Origin of the sequence: Micromonospora globbae (assembly GCF_036184225.1) — a bacterium.
GTDB lineage: Bacteria > Actinomycetota > Actinomycetes > Mycobacteriales > Micromonosporaceae > Micromonospora > Micromonospora globbae.
The window spans coordinates 2,998,738-3,013,754 of the sequence record NZ_CP108084.1 but is presented as its reverse complement, the minus strand read 5'-3'; the positions used below and the strand labels follow the sequence as shown (position 1 = coordinate 3,013,754).

17 protein-coding genes are annotated in these 15,017 nt (G+C 74.3%); 14 read left to right on the top strand and 3 right to left on the bottom strand.

The window, feature by feature from the left end; all coding sequences use genetic code 11:
- Window position 1: 1 nt before the first annotated feature.
- From OG994_RS13295 to ribH, 4 genes are read left to right on the top strand one after another with little or no spacing between them, the layout of a single operon-like run.
- Window positions 2–613, top strand: coding sequence for a riboflavin synthase (locus OG994_RS13295; RefSeq protein ID WP_328853439.1), 612 nt, complete (start codon window positions 2–4; stop codon window positions 611–613).
- The gene (gene pnuC, locus OG994_RS13290) at window positions 613–1,308 is read left to right on the top strand and encodes a nicotinamide riboside transporter PnuC (protein ID WP_120331243.1); all 696 of its coding nucleotides are present in this window, start codon (window positions 613–615) and stop codon (window positions 1,306–1,308) included. The genes OG994_RS13295 and pnuC overlap by 1 nt, the downstream gene beginning before the upstream one ends.
- Complete coding sequence (locus tag OG994_RS13285; protein ID WP_120331242.1) at window positions 1,305–2,555, top strand: bifunctional 3,4-dihydroxy-2-butanone-4-phosphate synthase/GTP cyclohydrolase II; 1,251 nt, start codon at window positions 1,305–1,307, stop codon at window positions 2,553–2,555. The genes pnuC and OG994_RS13285 overlap by 4 nt, the downstream gene beginning before the upstream one ends.
- 18 nt (window positions 2,556–2,573) lie before the next feature.
- Window positions 2,574–3,074, top strand: coding sequence for a 6,7-dimethyl-8-ribityllumazine synthase (gene ribH, locus OG994_RS13280; RefSeq protein ID WP_120331241.1), 501 nt, complete (start codon window positions 2,574–2,576; stop codon window positions 3,072–3,074).
- A gap of 126 nt (window positions 3,075–3,200) precedes the next feature.
- Here ribH and OG994_RS13275 read toward each other — a convergent pair whose 3' ends face one another.
- The 3 genes from OG994_RS13275 to OG994_RS13265 are packed head-to-tail and all read right to left on the bottom strand — an operon-like array spanning window position 3,201 to window position 5,648.
- Complete coding sequence (locus OG994_RS13275; RefSeq protein ID WP_120331240.1) at window positions 3,201–3,944, bottom strand: amino acid ABC transporter ATP-binding protein; 744 nt, start codon at window positions 3,942–3,944, stop codon at window positions 3,201–3,203.
- A gap of 1 nt (window position 3,945) precedes the next feature.
- Window positions 3,946–4,782 carry an amino acid ABC transporter permease gene (locus OG994_RS13270; protein WP_192902280.1) on the bottom strand — a complete coding sequence of 279 codons (837 nt, stop codon included), beginning with the start codon at window positions 4,780–4,782 and terminating at the stop codon, window positions 3,946–3,948.
- A 5-nt stretch (window positions 4,783–4,787) separates the two neighbouring features.
- Window positions 4,788–5,648: an ABC transporter substrate-binding protein gene (locus OG994_RS13265; protein WP_328853438.1), complete on the bottom strand. Its 861-nt coding sequence runs from the start codon at window positions 5,646–5,648 to the stop codon at window positions 4,788–4,790.
- 168 nt (window positions 5,649–5,816) lie between these two features.
- Between OG994_RS13265 and OG994_RS13260 the strand changes: the two genes are divergently transcribed.
- From OG994_RS13260 to pheT, 10 genes are all read left to right on the top strand, one after another.
- Window positions 5,817–6,080 (top strand): phosphoribosyl-ATP diphosphatase, encoded by a 264-nt coding sequence (locus tag OG994_RS13260; protein ID WP_120331238.1) that lies wholly within the window; start codon window positions 5,817–5,819, stop codon window positions 6,078–6,080.
- Between the two features lie 47 nt (window positions 6,081–6,127).
- Window positions 6,128–6,973, top strand: coding sequence for an ATP phosphoribosyltransferase (hisG, locus tag OG994_RS13255; protein ID WP_120331237.1), 846 nt, complete (start codon window positions 6,128–6,130; stop codon window positions 6,971–6,973).
- The gene (locus OG994_RS13250) at window positions 6,970–8,181 is read left to right on the top strand and encodes a DMT family transporter (RefSeq protein WP_328853437.1); all 1,212 of its coding nucleotides are present in this window, start codon (window positions 6,970–6,972) and stop codon (window positions 8,179–8,181) included. Before hisG ends, OG994_RS13250 begins: the two co-directional genes overlap by 4 nt.
- The gene (locus OG994_RS13245) at window positions 8,178–8,651 is read left to right on the top strand and encodes a PH domain-containing protein (protein ID WP_192902279.1); all 474 of its coding nucleotides are present in this window, start codon (window positions 8,178–8,180) and stop codon (window positions 8,649–8,651) included. Before OG994_RS13250 ends, OG994_RS13245 begins: the two co-directional genes overlap by 4 nt.
- A 365-nt stretch (window positions 8,652–9,016) precedes the next feature.
- Window positions 9,017–9,622, top strand: coding sequence for a translation initiation factor IF-3 (gene infC, locus OG994_RS13240; RefSeq protein ID WP_120331235.1), 606 nt, complete (start codon window positions 9,017–9,019; stop codon window positions 9,620–9,622).
- Between the two features lie 20 nt (window positions 9,623–9,642).
- Window positions 9,643–9,837, top strand: a complete 195-nt coding sequence (gene rpmI / locus OG994_RS13235) for a 50S ribosomal protein L35 (RefSeq protein ID WP_120331234.1) — start codon at window positions 9,643–9,645, stop codon at window positions 9,835–9,837.
- Between the two features lie 31 nt (window positions 9,838–9,868).
- On the top strand, window positions 9,869–10,261 hold the full coding sequence (gene rplT / locus OG994_RS13230) for a 50S ribosomal protein L20 (RefSeq protein WP_120331233.1): 393 nt from the start codon (window positions 9,869–9,871) through the stop codon (window positions 10,259–10,261).
- 73 nt (window positions 10,262–10,334) lie between these two features.
- Window positions 10,335–11,183 carry a TrmH family RNA methyltransferase gene (locus tag OG994_RS13225; protein ID WP_120331232.1) on the top strand — a complete coding sequence of 283 codons (849 nt, stop codon included), beginning with the start codon at window positions 10,335–10,337 and terminating at the stop codon, window positions 11,181–11,183.
- Window positions 11,184–11,351: 168 nt separating this feature from the next.
- Window positions 11,352–12,422 carry a phenylalanine--tRNA ligase subunit alpha gene (gene pheS / locus OG994_RS13220; protein ID WP_328853436.1) on the top strand — a complete coding sequence of 357 codons (1,071 nt, stop codon included), beginning with the start codon at window positions 11,352–11,354 and terminating at the stop codon, window positions 12,420–12,422.
- Between the two features lie 39 nt (window positions 12,423–12,461).
- A complete protein-coding gene (gene pheT, locus OG994_RS13215; RefSeq protein ID WP_328853435.1) occupies window positions 12,462–15,008 on the top strand; it encodes a phenylalanine--tRNA ligase subunit beta in 2,547 nt (848 codons plus the stop codon).
- The last annotated feature ends 9 nt before the right edge of the window (window positions 15,009–15,017 follow it).

Sequence of the window (15,017 nt, the reverse complement as noted above, 5' to 3'; positions counted from 1 at the left end):
CATGTTCACCGGCATCGTCGAGGAGTTGGGTGAGGTGGCCTCGGTGACGGCCACCTCGGGGGACTCGGCGCTGGTCGCCGTCCGCGGCCCGCTGGTCACCGCCGACGCCCGGCACGGGGACTCCATCGCCGTCAACGGCGTCTGCCTGACGGTGGTGGACGTCGACGGCGGGACGTTCACCGCCGACGTCATGGGGGAGACGCTGCGGCGCTCCGCGCTGGGCGGGCTGCGCCCCGGCGACCCGGTCAACCTGGAGCGGGCCGCCACGCTCGGCAGCCGGCTCGGCGGGCACCTCGTGCAGGGGCACGTCGACGGCGTCGGGGAGGTGCTCTCCCGGGAGCCGGCGGCGCAGTGGGAGACGGTCCGGTTCCGGCTCCCCGCGCACCTGGCCCGCTACGTCGTGGAGAAGGGCTCGATCACCGTCGACGGCGTGTCGCTGACCGTCGCCGGCGTCGGAGCGGACTGGTTCGAGGTCGGCCTGATCCCCACCACGCTGAAGCTCACCACCCTGGGCGTGCGCCGCGTCGGCGACCCGGTGAACCTCGAGGTGGACGTGCTGGCCAAGTACGTCGAACGGCTGCTCGGCGCCGCCCCGCGGGGGGAGGTGGCCTGATGGGGTCGCTGCACTGGCTGCTCGACGCGCAGGTGAGCGTGGCCGGCTCCCCGGTGCTGGTGCGCGAGATCGTCGGCAACGCGTTCGGGCTCGCCTCCGCGCTGCTCGGCCTGCGCCGCCTCGTGTGGGCCTGGCCGGTCGGCATGGTCGGCAACGTGCTGCTGTTCACCGTCTTCCTCGGCGGGGCGTTCGCCACCCCGCAGGCCCACGACCTGTACGGGCAGGCCGGCCGGCAGGTGTTCTTCTTCGCCGTCAGCGTCTACGGCTGGTGGCGGTGGTCGCGTACGCGCCGGGCCGGCGTCGTGCCCGACCGGGGGGCGGTGGCCCCGCGCTGGGCGACGGCCCGGGAGCGCCTGGGGCTGCTGGCCGCCGCGGTGATCGGCACGGCCGCCGCGTACCCGCTGCTCGCCGCGCTCGGCTCGTGGGGGCCGCTGCCCGACGCCTGGATCCTCACCGGCAGCCTGCTCGCCACGTACGGCATGGCCCGCGGCTGGGTCGAGTTCTGGCTCATCTGGATCGCCGTGGACGCGGTGGGCGTGCCGCTGCTGCTGAACGGCGGCTTCTACCCGTCGGCGGCCATGTACCTCATCTACGGCGCGTTCTGCGCCTGGGGCGTCGTCAGCTGGTGGCGTACGTCCCGGGTGCTGCGCCCGGCCCGCGCCATCCCGCCCACCTACACGGAGGCTGTGGCATGACCACGTTCGGAACGATCGAGCAGGCGGTGGAGGACATCGCGGCGGGCCGGCCCGTCGTGGTGGTCGACGACGCCGGGCGTGAGAACGAGGGTGACCTGATCTTCGCGGCCGAGCTGGCCACGCCGGAACTGGTCGCGTTCATGGTCCGGTACACCTCCGGCTACATCTGCGTGCCGCTGACCGAGGACGAGGCCGACCGGCTCGACCTGCCGCCGATGTACCACACCAACCAGGACCGGCGCGGCACCGCGTACACGGTGACCGTGGACGCCCGGGAGGGCGTCACCACCGGCATCTCGGCGGCCGACCGGGCGCACACCATCCGGCTGCTCGCCGACCCGGCCACCGGCCCGGCCGACCTGGCCCGTCCGGGGCACGTGGTGCCGCTGCGCGCCCGGCCGGGCGGGGTGCTGCGCCGGCCCGGGCACACCGAGGCGGCCGTCGACCTCACCCGGCTCGCCGGGCTGCGGCCGGCCGGCGTGCTCTGCGAGCTGGTCAACGACGACGGCACCATGATGCGGGTGCCCGACCTGGAGAAGTTCTGCGCCGAGCACTCGCTCACGCTGATCACGATCGCGGACCTCATCGCGTACCGGCGGCGTACGGAGAAGCAGGTGGAGCAGGTCGCCGACGCGCGGATGCCCACCCGGCACGGGGTGTTCCGGGCTCTGGGCTACCGCAGCACGCACGACCCGTCGGAGCACGTCGCCATGGTGTACGGCGAGATCGGCGACGGGCAGGACGTGCTCGTGCGGGTGCACTCCGAGTGCCTCACCGGCGACGTCTTCGGCTCGCTGCGCTGCGACTGCGGCCCGCAACTCGACGCCGCCCTGGCGCGGGTCGCCCGCGAGGGGCGCGGGGTGGTGCTCTACATGCGCGGCCACGAGGGGCGGGGCATCGGGCTGCTGCACAAGCTCCAGGCGTACCAGTTGCAGGACATGGGCCGCGACACCGTGGACGCCAACCTGGACCTCGGCCTGCCGGCGGACGCCCGGGACTACGGCACGGGCGCGCAGATCCTGTACGACCTCGGCGTGCGGTCGATGCGGCTGCTCACCAACAACCCGGCGAAGCGGGCCGGGTTGGAGGGGTACGGCCTGACGATCACCGGCCGCGAGCCGCTGCCGGTGCGCCCCCACCCCGAGAACGTGCGGTACCTGCGGACCAAGCGGGACCGGATGGGTCACCTACTGGACGAGTTGGACGACGTCACCGAGGCGCCGGCGGGGCCGGCCGCCCGCCGGTGACGGGATCGGAGCACAGACATGGCGGGATTCGGGGAGCCGGCGACGGCGCCGGTGGACGCGGCCGGGATGACCGTGGGCGTGGTCGCCGCCCGGTGGCACGGTGAACTGACCGACCACATGCTGGAGCGGGCGGTCGCCGCGGCCGAGGCGTGCGGGGCGCGCACGGTGGTGGCCCGGGTGGCCGGCTCGGTCGAGCTTCCGGTCGTCGCCCAGGCGCTCGCGCGCCGCTGCGACGTGGTCGTGGCGCTGGGCGTCGTGGTCCGCGGTGCCACCGCCCACTTCGACTACGTCTGCCGGTCGGTCACGGACGGGCTCACCCGGGTGGCGCTGGACGAGGGCAAGCCGGTCGCGCACGGGGTGCTGACCGTGGACACCCTCGAGCAGGCCCGGGACCGGGCCGGCCTGCCGGGTTCGGCGGAGGACAAGGGCTGGGCGGCCACCGTCGCCGCGCTCGACGCCGCGCTGGCCGTCCGGGCCGTCAGCAACGCCAACGGCCACCGCGTCGGCTTCGCGGGCTGAGCCCGCCGCGAACGGGGCGACGCGGGCTGAGCCTTCCCTCGGAACGGGCGGCGCCGGCTGACGCCGCCCTCGCAACGGGCGGCGCCGCGGCGCCGCCCGTCCGCGTCCAGGCGGCCGTCGCGCGGCTCAGAGCCGCCCGGCCTCGATGATCCGCTTCAGGAACTGCCGGGTGCGCGGGTGGGTGGGGTCACCGAGCACCTGCTCCGGTGGTCCCGCCTCCACCACCCGCCCGCCGTCGAGGAAGCACACCTGGTCGGCGACCTCCCGCGCGAACCCCATCTCGTGCGTGGCCAGCACCATCGTCATGCCGTCCGCCTTCAGGTCGCGGATCATCGACAGCACCTCGCCCACGAGTTCGGGATCGAGTGCCGACGTCACCTCGTCCAGCAGCATGAGGCGGGGCGAGTTGGCCAGCGCGCGGGCCATCGCCACGCGCTGCTGCTGCCCGCCGGAGAGCCGGTCCGGGTAGGCGTGCGCCTTCTCGCCGAGGCCCATCCGGTCGAGCAGCTCCCGGGCCTGCGCCTCGGCCTCCGCCCGCGGGCGCCGGTGCACGCGGATCGGGGCGAGGGTGATGTTCTCCAACACCGACAGGTGCGGGAACAGGTTGTACGACTGGAACACCATGCCGATGCGCCGCCGTACCCGGTCCGGGTCCACCCGCGGGTCGGAGATGTCCTCCCCGTCCAGCTCGATCACACCGTCGTCGAGGTCCTCCAGCAGGTTGACGCAGCGCAGCAGGGTCGACTTGCCCGACCCCGACGCGCCGATGAGCGCCACCACCTGGTGCTCGCCGACGGTCAGGTCCAGGCCGTCGAGGACGACGTGGTCGCCGAACTCCTTGCGCAGCCCCCGGCAGGTCAGCACGTCCATCTCAGCCTCCGGACCGGCGTCGGGCCGACCGCAGCGTCACCCAGTCGGTGACGGCGATCAGCGGGATCGCGAGCAGCACGAACAGCACGCCCGCCAGGATGTACGGGGTGTAGTTGAAGGTCTCGGCGGTGGCGATCTGGGCGGCCCGCACCGCGTCGATCGGTCCGGCCAGGGAGACCAGCCCGACGTCCTTCTGCAACGCCACCACGTCGTTGAGCAGGGGAGGCGCCACCCGGCGGACGGCCTGCGGGAGCACCACGTGGCGCATGGTCTGCCGGTACGTCAGCCCGAGCGAGCGGGCCGCGGCGAGCTGGCTCGGGTGGATCGACTCGATGCCGGCGCGGAACACCTCCGCCAGGTAGCCGCCGTAGGTGAGCACCAGCGCGAGGCCGCCGAGCACCAGCACGGGCGGCATGCCCTGCAGGCGCAGGCCCGGCACGCCGAGCGTGAGCACGTAGAGCACGATGATCAGCGGCAGGCCGCGGAAGGTGTACGTGTAGCCGGCGGCGAGCGCCCGTACCGGGAAGAACACCGGGCCGCGCAGCGTCCGCAGCAGCGCGATGACCAGGCCGAGCAGCAGCGCCCCGGCCGCGCAGCAGACCAGCAGCCGGACGTTCAGCCAGAGCCCGGAGAGCACCGCGGGCAGGGCGTCCCGGGCGATGGCCGGGTCCAGGAAGGACTCCCGGACCCGGTCCCACCCTGGTGCCCCGGTGACGGCGAGCACCAGGAGCGTGCCGAGCGCCGCCGTGGAGGTGGCGGCGACCAGCACGCTGCGTACGGTCTGCCGTCGGCGGTACGCCGTTCGTCTCTGCTGCGCCGTGGAGGGGATGTGGTGCAGGACGTTCACGTGAGCTCGGCCGCTCCCGCCACCTGGGCGAGCCACTTCTGCTCCAGCTGCTTGAGCGTGCCGGCCTCGCCGAGCTGGCCCACGGCGTCACTGACGCACCGGGTGAGCGGCGAGTCCTTGTCCAGCAGCAGCCCGAACGCCTCCGGCGTGCCGACCTGCGGCACCTGCCCCACGATGGTGGCGTCGGTGATCTCCGCGCCGGTGATGTAGAACGCGGTGGGGAGGTCCACGACGAGGCCGTCGATCTGCCCGTTCTGGAGGGCCTTCTTGGCGTCGTCGTTGCTGTTGTAGACCTGCGGCGCGACGCTCGGCTTGATCACGTCGGTGATCGCCTGGTAGCTGGTCGTGCCGACCTGGGCGCCCAGCTTGGCGTCGCGCAGCTCGGCCAGGCTCGTCCTGCCGGCGATCTTCGACGACTTCAGCGCGATGACCGTCTGCCGCACGAGGTAGTACGGGGCGGAGAAGTCGACCGCCCGCTTGCGCTCCTCGGTGATGGAGAACTGGTTGATGTCGAAGTCGAACGCCTTCGGCCCCGGCGCGATGGCGGCGTCGAACTTCACCCGGGTCCAGGTCACGTCCTCCCGGGCGTACCCGAGCTTCTCCGCGACCGCGTAGGCCACGGCGGCCTCGAAGCCCTCGCCGCTCTCCGGCTTGTTCTCCCGGAACCAGGGCTCGTAGGCCGGCTCGTCGGTGGCGATCGTGAGTTTGCCGGGGGTCCGGGTGGGCAGGCTGTCCTTGGTGCAGGCGCTCGCGCCGGCGCTGGCTGTCGAGGAGGGGGTCGGGTCTTCCTGGGGTGCGCACCCGGCGACCGCGACGAGGGCGGCGGTGAGCGCGACGGTACGTGAGCTGCGAACCATGGCCGACAGCGTAGGGTCGGGCCGGCCCCGGCCCGAAGAGTGTCCCACTGGTTAGGTAGGGAATCGTCGCCGGAATGATGCCGCACCGTTGCCCGGCGCCGCCCGACAGGCGGGACCCGCCGGGACCCGGCGCGTCCGGCGGCCGACCCGGGCTGGAAGAATCGCAGTGTGAAGACGTTCGAGGAGTTGTTCGCCGAGCTGCAGGCCAAGGCCGCGGCCGGCACTCCCGGCTCGGGCACGGTCGCCGCGCTCGAGCGGGGCGTGCACTTCATCGGCAAGAAGGTCGTCGAGGAGGCGGCCGAGTCGTGGATGGCCGCCGAGCACGAGGGCCGGGAGCGGGCCGCCGAGGAGATCTCCCAGCTGCTCTACCAGACCCAGGTGCTGATGCTCGCCACCGGCCTGGAGCTGAAGGACGTCTACCGACATCTGTGAGTGCCTTCCCGTCGTCGACCCGAACCGACTGCTAGGAGCACTCCGTCATGCTGCGTGTCGCCATCCCGAACAAGGGCACCCTGGCCGAGCCGGCCGCCCAGATGCTGCGCGAGGCGGGCTACCGCCAGCGCACCGACCCGAAGGACCTGGTCTGCCGGGACGAGGCCAACGACCTCGAGTTCTTCTACCTGCGCCCGAAGGACATCGCCACCTACGTCGGCTCCGGTGACCTGGACCTCGGCATCACCGGCCGCGACCTGCTGATCGACTCGGGCGCGCCGGCCGAGGAGGTCGTCGACCTCGCCTTCGGGCGGGCCACCTTCCGCTTCGCCGCCCGCCCCGACGACATCGACTCGGTGCAGGAGCTGGGCGGGCACCGCATCGCCACGGCGTACCCGGGGCTCGTCGAGCGGCACCTCGCCGAGTTGGGCGTGAAGGCCGACGTGATCCGGCTCGACGGCGCCGTGGAGAACGCCGTACGGCTCGGCGTCGCCGACGTGGTGGCGGACGTCGTCGAGACCGGCGCCACCCTCCGGCAGGCCGGGCTCGTGGTGTTCGGCGATCCGCTGCTGCACTCGTCCGCCGTGCTGGTACGCCGTGCCGGCGCCCCCGCGCACCCGCAGGCCGAGCAGCTGCTGCGCCGGCTGCACGGCGTGCTCGTGGCCCGCCGCTACGTGATGCTCGCCTACGACGTGCCGGCCGGCCTGCTGGACCGGGCCAGCTCGCTCACCCCGGGCATCGAGTCGCCCACCGTGTCGCCGCTGCACCGCGAGGGCTGGGTCGCCGTGCAGGCCATGGTGCTCCGCGACGACGTCCACCGGATCATGGACGAGCTCTACGAGCTGGGCGCCCGGGCGATCCTGGTCACCAACATCCACGCCTGCCGCCTGTGACCGGCACGCCGGTCGCGCCCGAGCCGGCCGCCGGCCCGGCGGTGCCCGGCCCGGACCCGTCCGCGGCGTCTGCCGGCCCGGACCGGGCCGCCGCGATGCCCGACCCGGACCCGGCGATGGCCGGCCCGGACCCGGCGATGACCGGCCCGGACCCGGCGGCCGCGGTGCCCGGTGCGGAGGCGGTGGCGGCGGCGCCGGGGTCCGCGGCGGCCGTGGGGGTGCCCGGCGTGGTGCCGCCGGCACTGCCGCGCCGGCGTGGGCCGCTGCCGGTGTGGGCGGCGCTCGCCGTCGTCACGCTCGCCGGCGTCGCGTCGGCCGCCCAGGGCGCGACCAACGGCGAACTCGGGGTCCGGGTCGGTGAGCCGACGCTGGCCGCGGTCGTCAACAACCTGGGCGGCACCCTGCTGGTCGTCGTCGGGCTCGCGGTGCTGCCGTCCATGCGCGCCGGGCTCGCGGAGCTGCGCCGCACCCGGCCGCCGTGGTGGAGCTATCTGGGCGGGTTGGGCGGGGCCGCCATCGTGGTCCTCGGCGCGTACGTGGTGCCGGTGCTCGGGGTCGCCGTCTTCACCATCGCCCAGGTGGCCGGGAGCAGCCTGGGCGGCCTCGCGGTGGACCGGGCGGGCCTCGCACCCGTGGGTCGGCTCGCGCTCACCGGCCCCCGGGTCGCCGGCGGGCTGCTCGGCGTGGCCGCCGTGACGCTGGCGCAGCTCGGCCAGCCGATCGGGGACCTCGCCGTCGGTCTCGTCCTGCTGGCCGTGGCCGGCGGTGTCGGGGTGGCCCTGCAGTCCGCGTTGAACGGCAGGATCTCCGCCGCCGGCTCGGCCGCCGCGGGCGTCGCGGTCAACTTCGCGGTCAGCACCCCGGCGGTGCTGCTCGTCGCGGCGCTGGCGGGCGCCTTCACCGGGCCGGCGCCGGCCTGGCCGGACGCGTGGTACCTCTACACCAGCGGGGCGCTCGGCGTGGCCATCGTGGCCGGCCTCGTGATCGGGGTCCGGTCGGCGGGGGTGCTGCGCACCGGTCTGGCCCTGGTGGCCGGTCAGCTCGGGGGTGCGCTGCTGCTGGACGCCCTGCTGCCGGGCGGCCCGGGCGCCCGGCCGGCGGTGCTGGCCGGTGCGGCGCTGACGCTCGTCGCGGTCGTCGTGGCCGGCCGGCGCAACCGCGTGGCGGCGGCGGGCGCGGAACGGGCGGGTGGCAGACTGGTGGGGTGAGCGAACCCGAGCTGATCCGTCTGCGGCCCCGGCGTATCCGGGTGGTCTGCTGGGCCTCGGCGGCCGTCCTGCTGATCGTGTTCACCCTCGTGGCCACGTCGCTGCACGGCGCGACGGGGAGCGGCTACGGCACCTTCCAGCGCGGGGACCAGCTCGCCATGGTCGGCCTCGGCGTGTTCGGCGCGCTCGGTTTCCTGCTGTTCACCCGGCCCCGGGTCGAGGCGGACGCGCGGGGCGTGCGGGTCCGCAACATCGTCGGCTCGTACGAGCTGCCGTGGGAGGTCGTCCGGGGCGTCCGGTTCGACCGGGGCGCCCCGTGGGCCAGCCTGGAGCTGCACGACGACGACCTGCTGCCGATGGTCGCCCTCCAGGCCGCCGACAAGGAGCTGGCCGTCGAGGGCGTCCGCGCGCTGCGCCGGCTGCACCAGGCCCACCTGGCGCGCCTCGCGGAGAACACGCCCCACCGCTGAGCGTCGAGTCGCGTCCGACGACCCCGGCGCCCGGTTTGGGCAGCGGTCGGCCGAGGGTGTAGTGTTGTCGAGTCGACCAGGCTGTCCCGTGCGGTGTCACTTGCTAAGGAGGCGCCGGCATGGGCGGCCATGAAAGTGGAGCGCCTGCTCCCACCCGAGTCGCCGTCGAGGCGGCCGGGTCCGGTCACCGGTTCCGGGCACGTCCCGGCACCGGATGCGCGATCATGTGATCGTGCCGACCGGTCGAGCGGGCCCTGGCATGCGCCGGGGCCTTCTGCTTTCCGGGTCGGTTCCCGCCGGGAGCCGCAGGGTCGGCACGTAGCAGACACTCGACTCGAGGAGGCCCCATCAGCGTCGAACCACGCGTGAACGAGCAGATCCGGGCACGTGAGGTCCGACTGGTCGGCCCCGAGGGTGAGCAGGTGGGCATCGTCCCGCTGGAGCGCGCCCTTCAGCTGGCCGCGGACGTCGATCTGGACCTGGTCGAGGTTGCGCCGATGGCGCGCCCGCCGGTGTGCAAGCTCATGGACTTCGGCAAGTTCAAGTACGAGAGCGCACTGAAGGCGCGCGAAGCGCGGCGTAACCAGCAGCAGACCGTCATCAAGGAGATGAAGCTCCGGCCGAAGATCGATCCGCACGACTACGAGACCAAGAAGGGTCACGTGGTGCGGTTCCTCAAGGCCGGCGACAAGGTCAAGGTGACGATCATGTTCCGCGGTCGCGAGCAGAGCCGACCGGAGCTGGGTTACCGGCTCCTGCGCCGGCTCGAGTCGGAGATCTCGGAGCTGGGGTACGTCGAGGCCGCTCCGAAGCAGGACGGTCGCAACATGATCATGGTGCTCGCGCCGCACCGCGCCACCAAGGCGGCCGCCACGGCGGCCCGCGGCGGCGGCGCCTCGCGCGAGCGTGAGACGGGCGCCGAGACGCCGCCGGCCGAATCGGCCGGGCCCGCCGGGACCACCGGCGAGTAACAGGGGAGAAGACGTTCCACATGCCGAAGATGAAGAGCCACACGGGTATGGGCAAGCGGGTCAAGGTGACCGGCAAGGGCAAGATCGTTGCCCAGCAGGCCGGTATGCGCCACAACCTGGAGAAGAAGCCCTCCACCCGTACCCGTCGGCTGACCGGCACCGTCGAGGTGGCCAAGGCCGACGTGAAGCGCATCAAGAAGCTGCTCGGCCGCTGACGCGCGCCACCTGACGTAAGAAGGAGTTGAGATGGCACGCGTCAAGCGGGCTGTGAACGCCCAGAAGAAGCGCCGTACCCTGCTGGAGACCGCCAGCGGCTACCGCGGTCAGCGCTCCCGGCTCTACCGCAAGGCCAAGGAGCAGGTGCTGCACTCGATGCAGTACGCCTACCGGGACCGCCGCGACCGCAAGGGCGACTTCCGGCAGCTCTGGATCCAGCGGATCAACGCGGCCGCCCGTGCCAACGGGATGACCTACAACCGCCTGATCCAGGGTCTCCGGCTCGCCGGCATCGAGGTCGACCGGAAGATCCTGGCCGACCTGGCCGTCAACGACGCCGCCGCGTTCGCGGCGATCGTCGAGAAGGCCCGCGCCGCCGTGGCGGCCGAGGGCACCGGCGGTGCGGCGGCCCAGGCCGCCTGATCCCCTGCAGCTGAAGTCGAGGCGCCCCTCGTCGACCCCGACGGGGGGCGCCTCGCTGCCTGTCGAGGAGACCATGCTCTTCACGCCGCGTACGCCCCGGGTGGTCGCCGCCCGCCGACTGCACCGCCGCCGGGACCGCGAGGCCACCGGGCGTTTCCTCGCCGAGGGCCCGCAGGCCGTACGCGAGGCGCTGGCCGCGCCCGGCGTCGTCACCGAGCTGTTCGGCACGCCGGCCGCGCTGGACCGCCACGCCGAGCTGGCCGCGCTCGCGGCCGGCGGTGACGTCCCGGTCTCGGCGGTGACCGACGACGCGCTCGCCGCCCTCGCCGAGACGGTGACCCCGCAGGGCCTCGTGGCCGTCTGCCGGCACCTCGACGTGCCGCTGGACCGGGCGCTCGCGCGGGCGCCCCGGCTGGTGGCGGTACTCGCCGAGATCCGGGACCCGGGCAACGCCGGCACGGTGCTGCGGACGGCCGACGCCGCCGGCGCCGGGCTGGTGATCTTCGCCGGTGACGCCGTCGACCCGTACAACGGCAAGTGCGTGCGGGCTTCGGCCGGCAGCCTGTTCCACGTGGACGTGGTCCGCGCCCCCGACCCGGCGCAGGTGGTCGGCGCGCTGCGCGCGGCCGGTCTCGCCGTGCTCGCCACCACCGGCTACGGCGAGGACGACCTCGACGACCTCGCCGACGCGGGCCGGCTCGCGGCGCCCACCGCCTGGCTGTTCGGCTCGGAGGCGCACGGCCTGCCGGCCGCGCTCACCGACGCCGCCGACGCGCGCGTGCGGGTGCCCCTGCACGGGCGCGCCGAGAGCCTGAACCTGGCTGCGGCGGCGGCCGTGTGCCTGTACTCTTCAGCGAGAGCTCAGCGCCGGCCGCGAGACGGCCGGGCGCACGTCACGACCGGGGAGACCGACCGTCCATGAACGCGCCACGGCGTTCGTTTAGCCAGCCCGCCGGTGCCGGCGGGCGGCGGGCCTGACCTGCTCCCTGCGCAACTCCCACCGGCGGGCTGCGGCGAAGCCGCGCGTCCGTAGACTCGCTTCGCCGTCCCGTGCAGGGCCGGCGCCGCCGTGAGGGAGTGCCCGTACGCCATGACCTACCGCAACGATCCGTACGACCCGAAGCAGGTCGCCCTGCTCGACCCGGCCGCCCTGGCCGAGGCCGTGGCCGACGCCGAGAAGGCGTTCGCCGCCGCCGGTGACCCGGACGCGCTGACCGCGCTGCGCCCGGCGCACCTCGGTGACCGGGCGCCCGTGTCGCTGGCCCGCCGGGAGATCGGCGCGCTGCCGCCGGCCGCGAAGGCCGACGCCGGCAAGCGGGTCAACGAGGCCCGCCGGGCCATCGAGGCCGCCTACGCCGCCCGCGCCGAGGTGCTGGAGCGCGAGCACGCCGAGCGGGTGCTGGTCGCCGAGCGCGTCGACGTCACGCTGCCGTACGACCGGCAGCCGCGCGGCGCCCGCCACCCGTTGAGCACGCTCATGGAGCAGATCAGCGACCTCTTCGTGGGGATGGGCTACGAGGTGGCCGAGGGCCCCGAGGTCGACCTGGAGTGGGTCAACTTCGACGCGCTGAACATCCCGGCCGACCACCCGGCGCGCGGGCTCATGGACACGTTCTACATCGACCCCGCCGACCGCTCGGGTCTGGTGCTGCGGACGCACACCTCGACGGTGCAGACGCGCACGATGCTGAGCCGCAAGCCGCCGATCTACGTGATCTGCCCGGGCCGGGTCTACCGCACCGACGAGGTGGACGCCACCCACAGCCCCGTCTTCCACCAGGCCGAGGGCCTCGTGGTGGACAAGGGCATCACGATGGCGCACCTGCGCGGCACGCTCGACCACTTCGCGCGGGCCATCTTCGGCCCCGACGCGCGGACCCGCTGGCGGCCGCACTACTTCCCGTTCACCGAGCCGTCGGCGGAGTTCGACGTCTGGTTCCCCGAGCACCGCGACGGTCCGCGGTGGGTCGAGTGGGGCGGCTGCGGGATGGTGAACCCCCGGGTGCTGCGCGCCTGCGGGATCGACCCGGAGGTCTACTCCGGCTTCGCGTTCGGCATGGGCATCGACCGGACCCTCATGGTCCGGCACGGGGTCAGCGACATCCGCCACCTCTTCGAGGGCGACGTCCGGTTCAGCCGGGCGCTCGGGACCGGGGCGTAGGCGATGCGGGCACGAGTTACGGAGACGGTGGTCTGAGTCATGCGAGTTTCTGTCAGCTGGCTGCGGGAGTACGTCGACCTCCCCGCCGACCTGCCCACCGGTGACCTGGAGCAGGCGCTGGTCGACCTCGGCATCGAGGTCGACTCCGTGGCCGACCTGCGGGAGAACGTCACCGGGTCGCTGGTGGTCGGCGAGGTGCTGGAGATCGAGGAGCTGACCGGCTTCAAGAAGCCGATCCGGTTCGTCCGGGTCGACGTGGGAGCCGCCAACGGCACCGGCGAGCCGCAGGAGATCGTCTGCGGGGCGCGCAACTTCGCCGTGGGCGACCGGGTGGTGGTCATCCTCCCCGGCGGCGTGCTGCCCGGCGGGTTCGCCATCGGGGCGCGCAAGACGTACGGGCGGGTGTCGAACGGCATGATCTGCTCGGCCCGGGAGCTGGGCATCGGCGACGACCACGCGGGCATCCTGGTGCTGCCCGAGGACAGCCCGGCCAAGCCCGGCGACGACGCCCGGCCGGTCGTCGGCCTCGACGAGGTCGTGCTGGAGTTGGACATCACCCCCGACCGGGGGTACGCGCTGAGCCTGCGCGGGCTGGCCCGGGAGCTGTCGCACGCGTTCGGCGTGCCGTTCCGCGACCCGGCCCTGGCGCCGGCGCCGGGCGGCACGGCCGAACCGGCGTACCCGGTGCAGGTGCGGGACACGGTGGGCTGCGACCGGTTCGCCGCCCGGATGGTCCGCGGCGTGGACCCGGCCGCGCCCACGCCGGCCTGGATGCAGCGGCGGCTCACCACGGCGGGCATCCGCAGCATCTCGCTGCCGGTCGACATCACCAACTACGTGATGCTCGAACTGGGCCAGCCGATGCACGCGTTCGACGCCGACCGGATCGCCGGGCCGCTCGTGGTCCGTCGCGCCGAGGCGGGGGAGAAGCTGACCACCCTGGACGGTGTCACCCGCGTCCTCGCCGCCGAGGACATGGTGATCTGCGACGACACCGGCCCGATCTCGCTGGCCGCGGTGATGGGCGGCGAGACCAGCGAGGTGGTCCCCGAGACGACCAACGTGCTCTTCGAGGCCGCACACTGGGACCCGGTGATGGTGGGGCGCACGGCCCGCCGGCACAAGCTGTTCAGCGAGGCGGCCAAGCGCTGGGAGCGGGGTGTCGACCCGGCGCTGCCGCTCGTGGCCCTGGAGCGGGCCGTGCGGCTGCTCACCGAGTACGGCGGCGGCACCGTGGGCGACGAGATCCTGGACATCGACAACGTCCGCCCGCGTACGCCGATCACCCTGCCGGCCGACCTGCCGACCCGCCGGATCGGCGTCGACTACCCGCCGGCCCGGGTGGTCGCCCTGCTGGAGCAGGTGGGCTGCACGGTGGCGCAGGGCGCGGACCGGCTCGCCGAGGACCCGGGGGCGGTGGGCGTGGCGTCCGGCGCCGGGGTCGCTCTCACGGTGACCCCGCCGACCTGGCGCCCCGACCTCACCGACCCGGCCGACCTCGTGGAGGAGGTCGTACGCCTCGACGGGTACGACCGGGTGCCGTCGGTGCTGCCGGTGGCGCCGGCCGGCCGCGGCCTGACCTGGCAGCAGCGGCGGCGCCGCACGGTCGCGCAGGCGCTGGCCGACCGGGGGTACGTGGAGGTGCTCGCCCACCCGTTCGTCTCGCCCGAGCTGCCCGACCTGCTCGGGCTGCCGGCCGACGACCCCCGCCGGCCGGCGGTGCGGTTGGCCAACCCGCTCTCCGACGAGGAGCCGCTGCTGCGGACCACGCTGCTCGGGCCGCTGCTCGGCGTGCTCAAGCGCAACCTCGGCCGGGGCCACCGCGACCTCGCGCTCTACGAGATCGGTGCGGTCTTCCACCCGCGCCCGGGCGCGGGCAGCCCGCCCGCGATGGGCGTGGACCGGCGGCCGACCGACGCGGAGTTCGCGGCGGCCGACGCCGTGGTGCCCGACCAGCCGCGGCACGTCGCGGCCGTGCTGGCCGGCGAGATCGAGCTCTCCGGCTGGTGGGGCGCGGGACGCGCCGCCGGCTGGGCGGACGCGGTCGAGGCCGGCCGGACGGTGCTCACCGCCGCGGGCGTCCCGCAGGACCGGATCGAGGTGCGGGCCGCCGAGTACGCGCCGTGGCACCCCGGCCGCTGCGCCGAGCTGGTGGTGGACGGCGCCGTCGTGGGGCACGCCGGTGAGCTGCACCCGACCGTCGTCGCGGCGCTGGAGCTGCCCCGGCGCACCTCCGCCATGGAGCTGAACCTCGACCTGTTGCCGGCCCCGCCGGTGCTGCCGGCGCCGGAGGTCTCCGGTTTCCCGCCGGCGCTGATCGACGTGGCGCTGGTCGTGGACGAGAACGTGCCGGCCGCGCAGGTCCAGCGCGCCCTCACCGAGGGCGCCGGTCACCTGCTGGAGGACGTGCGGCTCTTCGACGTCTACACCTCGGAGCAGCTCGGCGCCGGGCGCAAGTCGCTCGCGTACAAGCTGACCTTCCGGGCGCCGGACCGGACCCTCACCGTGGAGGAGGCGGTGGCCGCCCGGGACGCCGCGGTGGCCGTGGCGGCCGAGCGCTTCGGCGCCACCCTGCGCGGCGCCTGACCGGTGCCG

Bases quoted from the DNA above. Each gene is read 5' to 3' on its own strand.
- pheT (WP_328853435.1), top strand. From the start codon at position 12,462: ATGCGAGTTTCTGTCAGCTGGCTGCGGGAGTACGTCGACCTCCCCGCC.
- OG994_RS13225 (WP_120331232.1), top strand. From the start codon at position 10,335: ATGCTCTTCACGCCGCGTACGCCCCGGGTGGTCGCCGCCCGCCGACTG.
- rpmI (WP_120331234.1), top strand. From the start codon at position 9,643: ATGCCGAAGATGAAGAGCCACACGGGTATGGGCAAGCGGGTCAAGGTG.
- pnuC (WP_120331243.1), top strand. From the start codon at position 613: ATGGGGTCGCTGCACTGGCTGCTCGACGCGCAGGTGAGCGTGGCCGGC.
- OG994_RS13265 (WP_328853438.1), bottom strand. From the start codon at position 5,648: ATGGTTCGCAGCTCACGTACCGTCGCGCTCACCGCCGCCCTCGTCGCG.
- pheS (WP_328853436.1), top strand. From the start codon at position 11,352: ATGACCTACCGCAACGATCCGTACGACCCGAAGCAGGTCGCCCTGCTC.
- OG994_RS13295 (WP_328853439.1), top strand. From the start codon at position 2: ATGTTCACCGGCATCGTCGAGGAGTTGGGTGAGGTGGCCTCGGTGACG.
- hisG (WP_120331237.1), top strand. From the start codon at position 6,128: ATGCTGCGTGTCGCCATCCCGAACAAGGGCACCCTGGCCGAGCCGGCC.
- ribH (WP_120331241.1), top strand. From the start codon at position 2,574: ATGGCGGGATTCGGGGAGCCGGCGACGGCGCCGGTGGACGCGGCCGGG.
- OG994_RS13275 (WP_120331240.1), bottom strand. From the start codon at position 3,944: ATGGACGTGCTGACCTGCCGGGGGCTGCGCAAGGAGTTCGGCGACCAC.
- rplT (WP_120331233.1), top strand. From the start codon at position 9,869: ATGGCACGCGTCAAGCGGGCTGTGAACGCCCAGAAGAAGCGCCGTACC.
- OG994_RS13285 (WP_120331242.1), top strand. From the start codon at position 1,305: ATGACCACGTTCGGAACGATCGAGCAGGCGGTGGAGGACATCGCGGCG.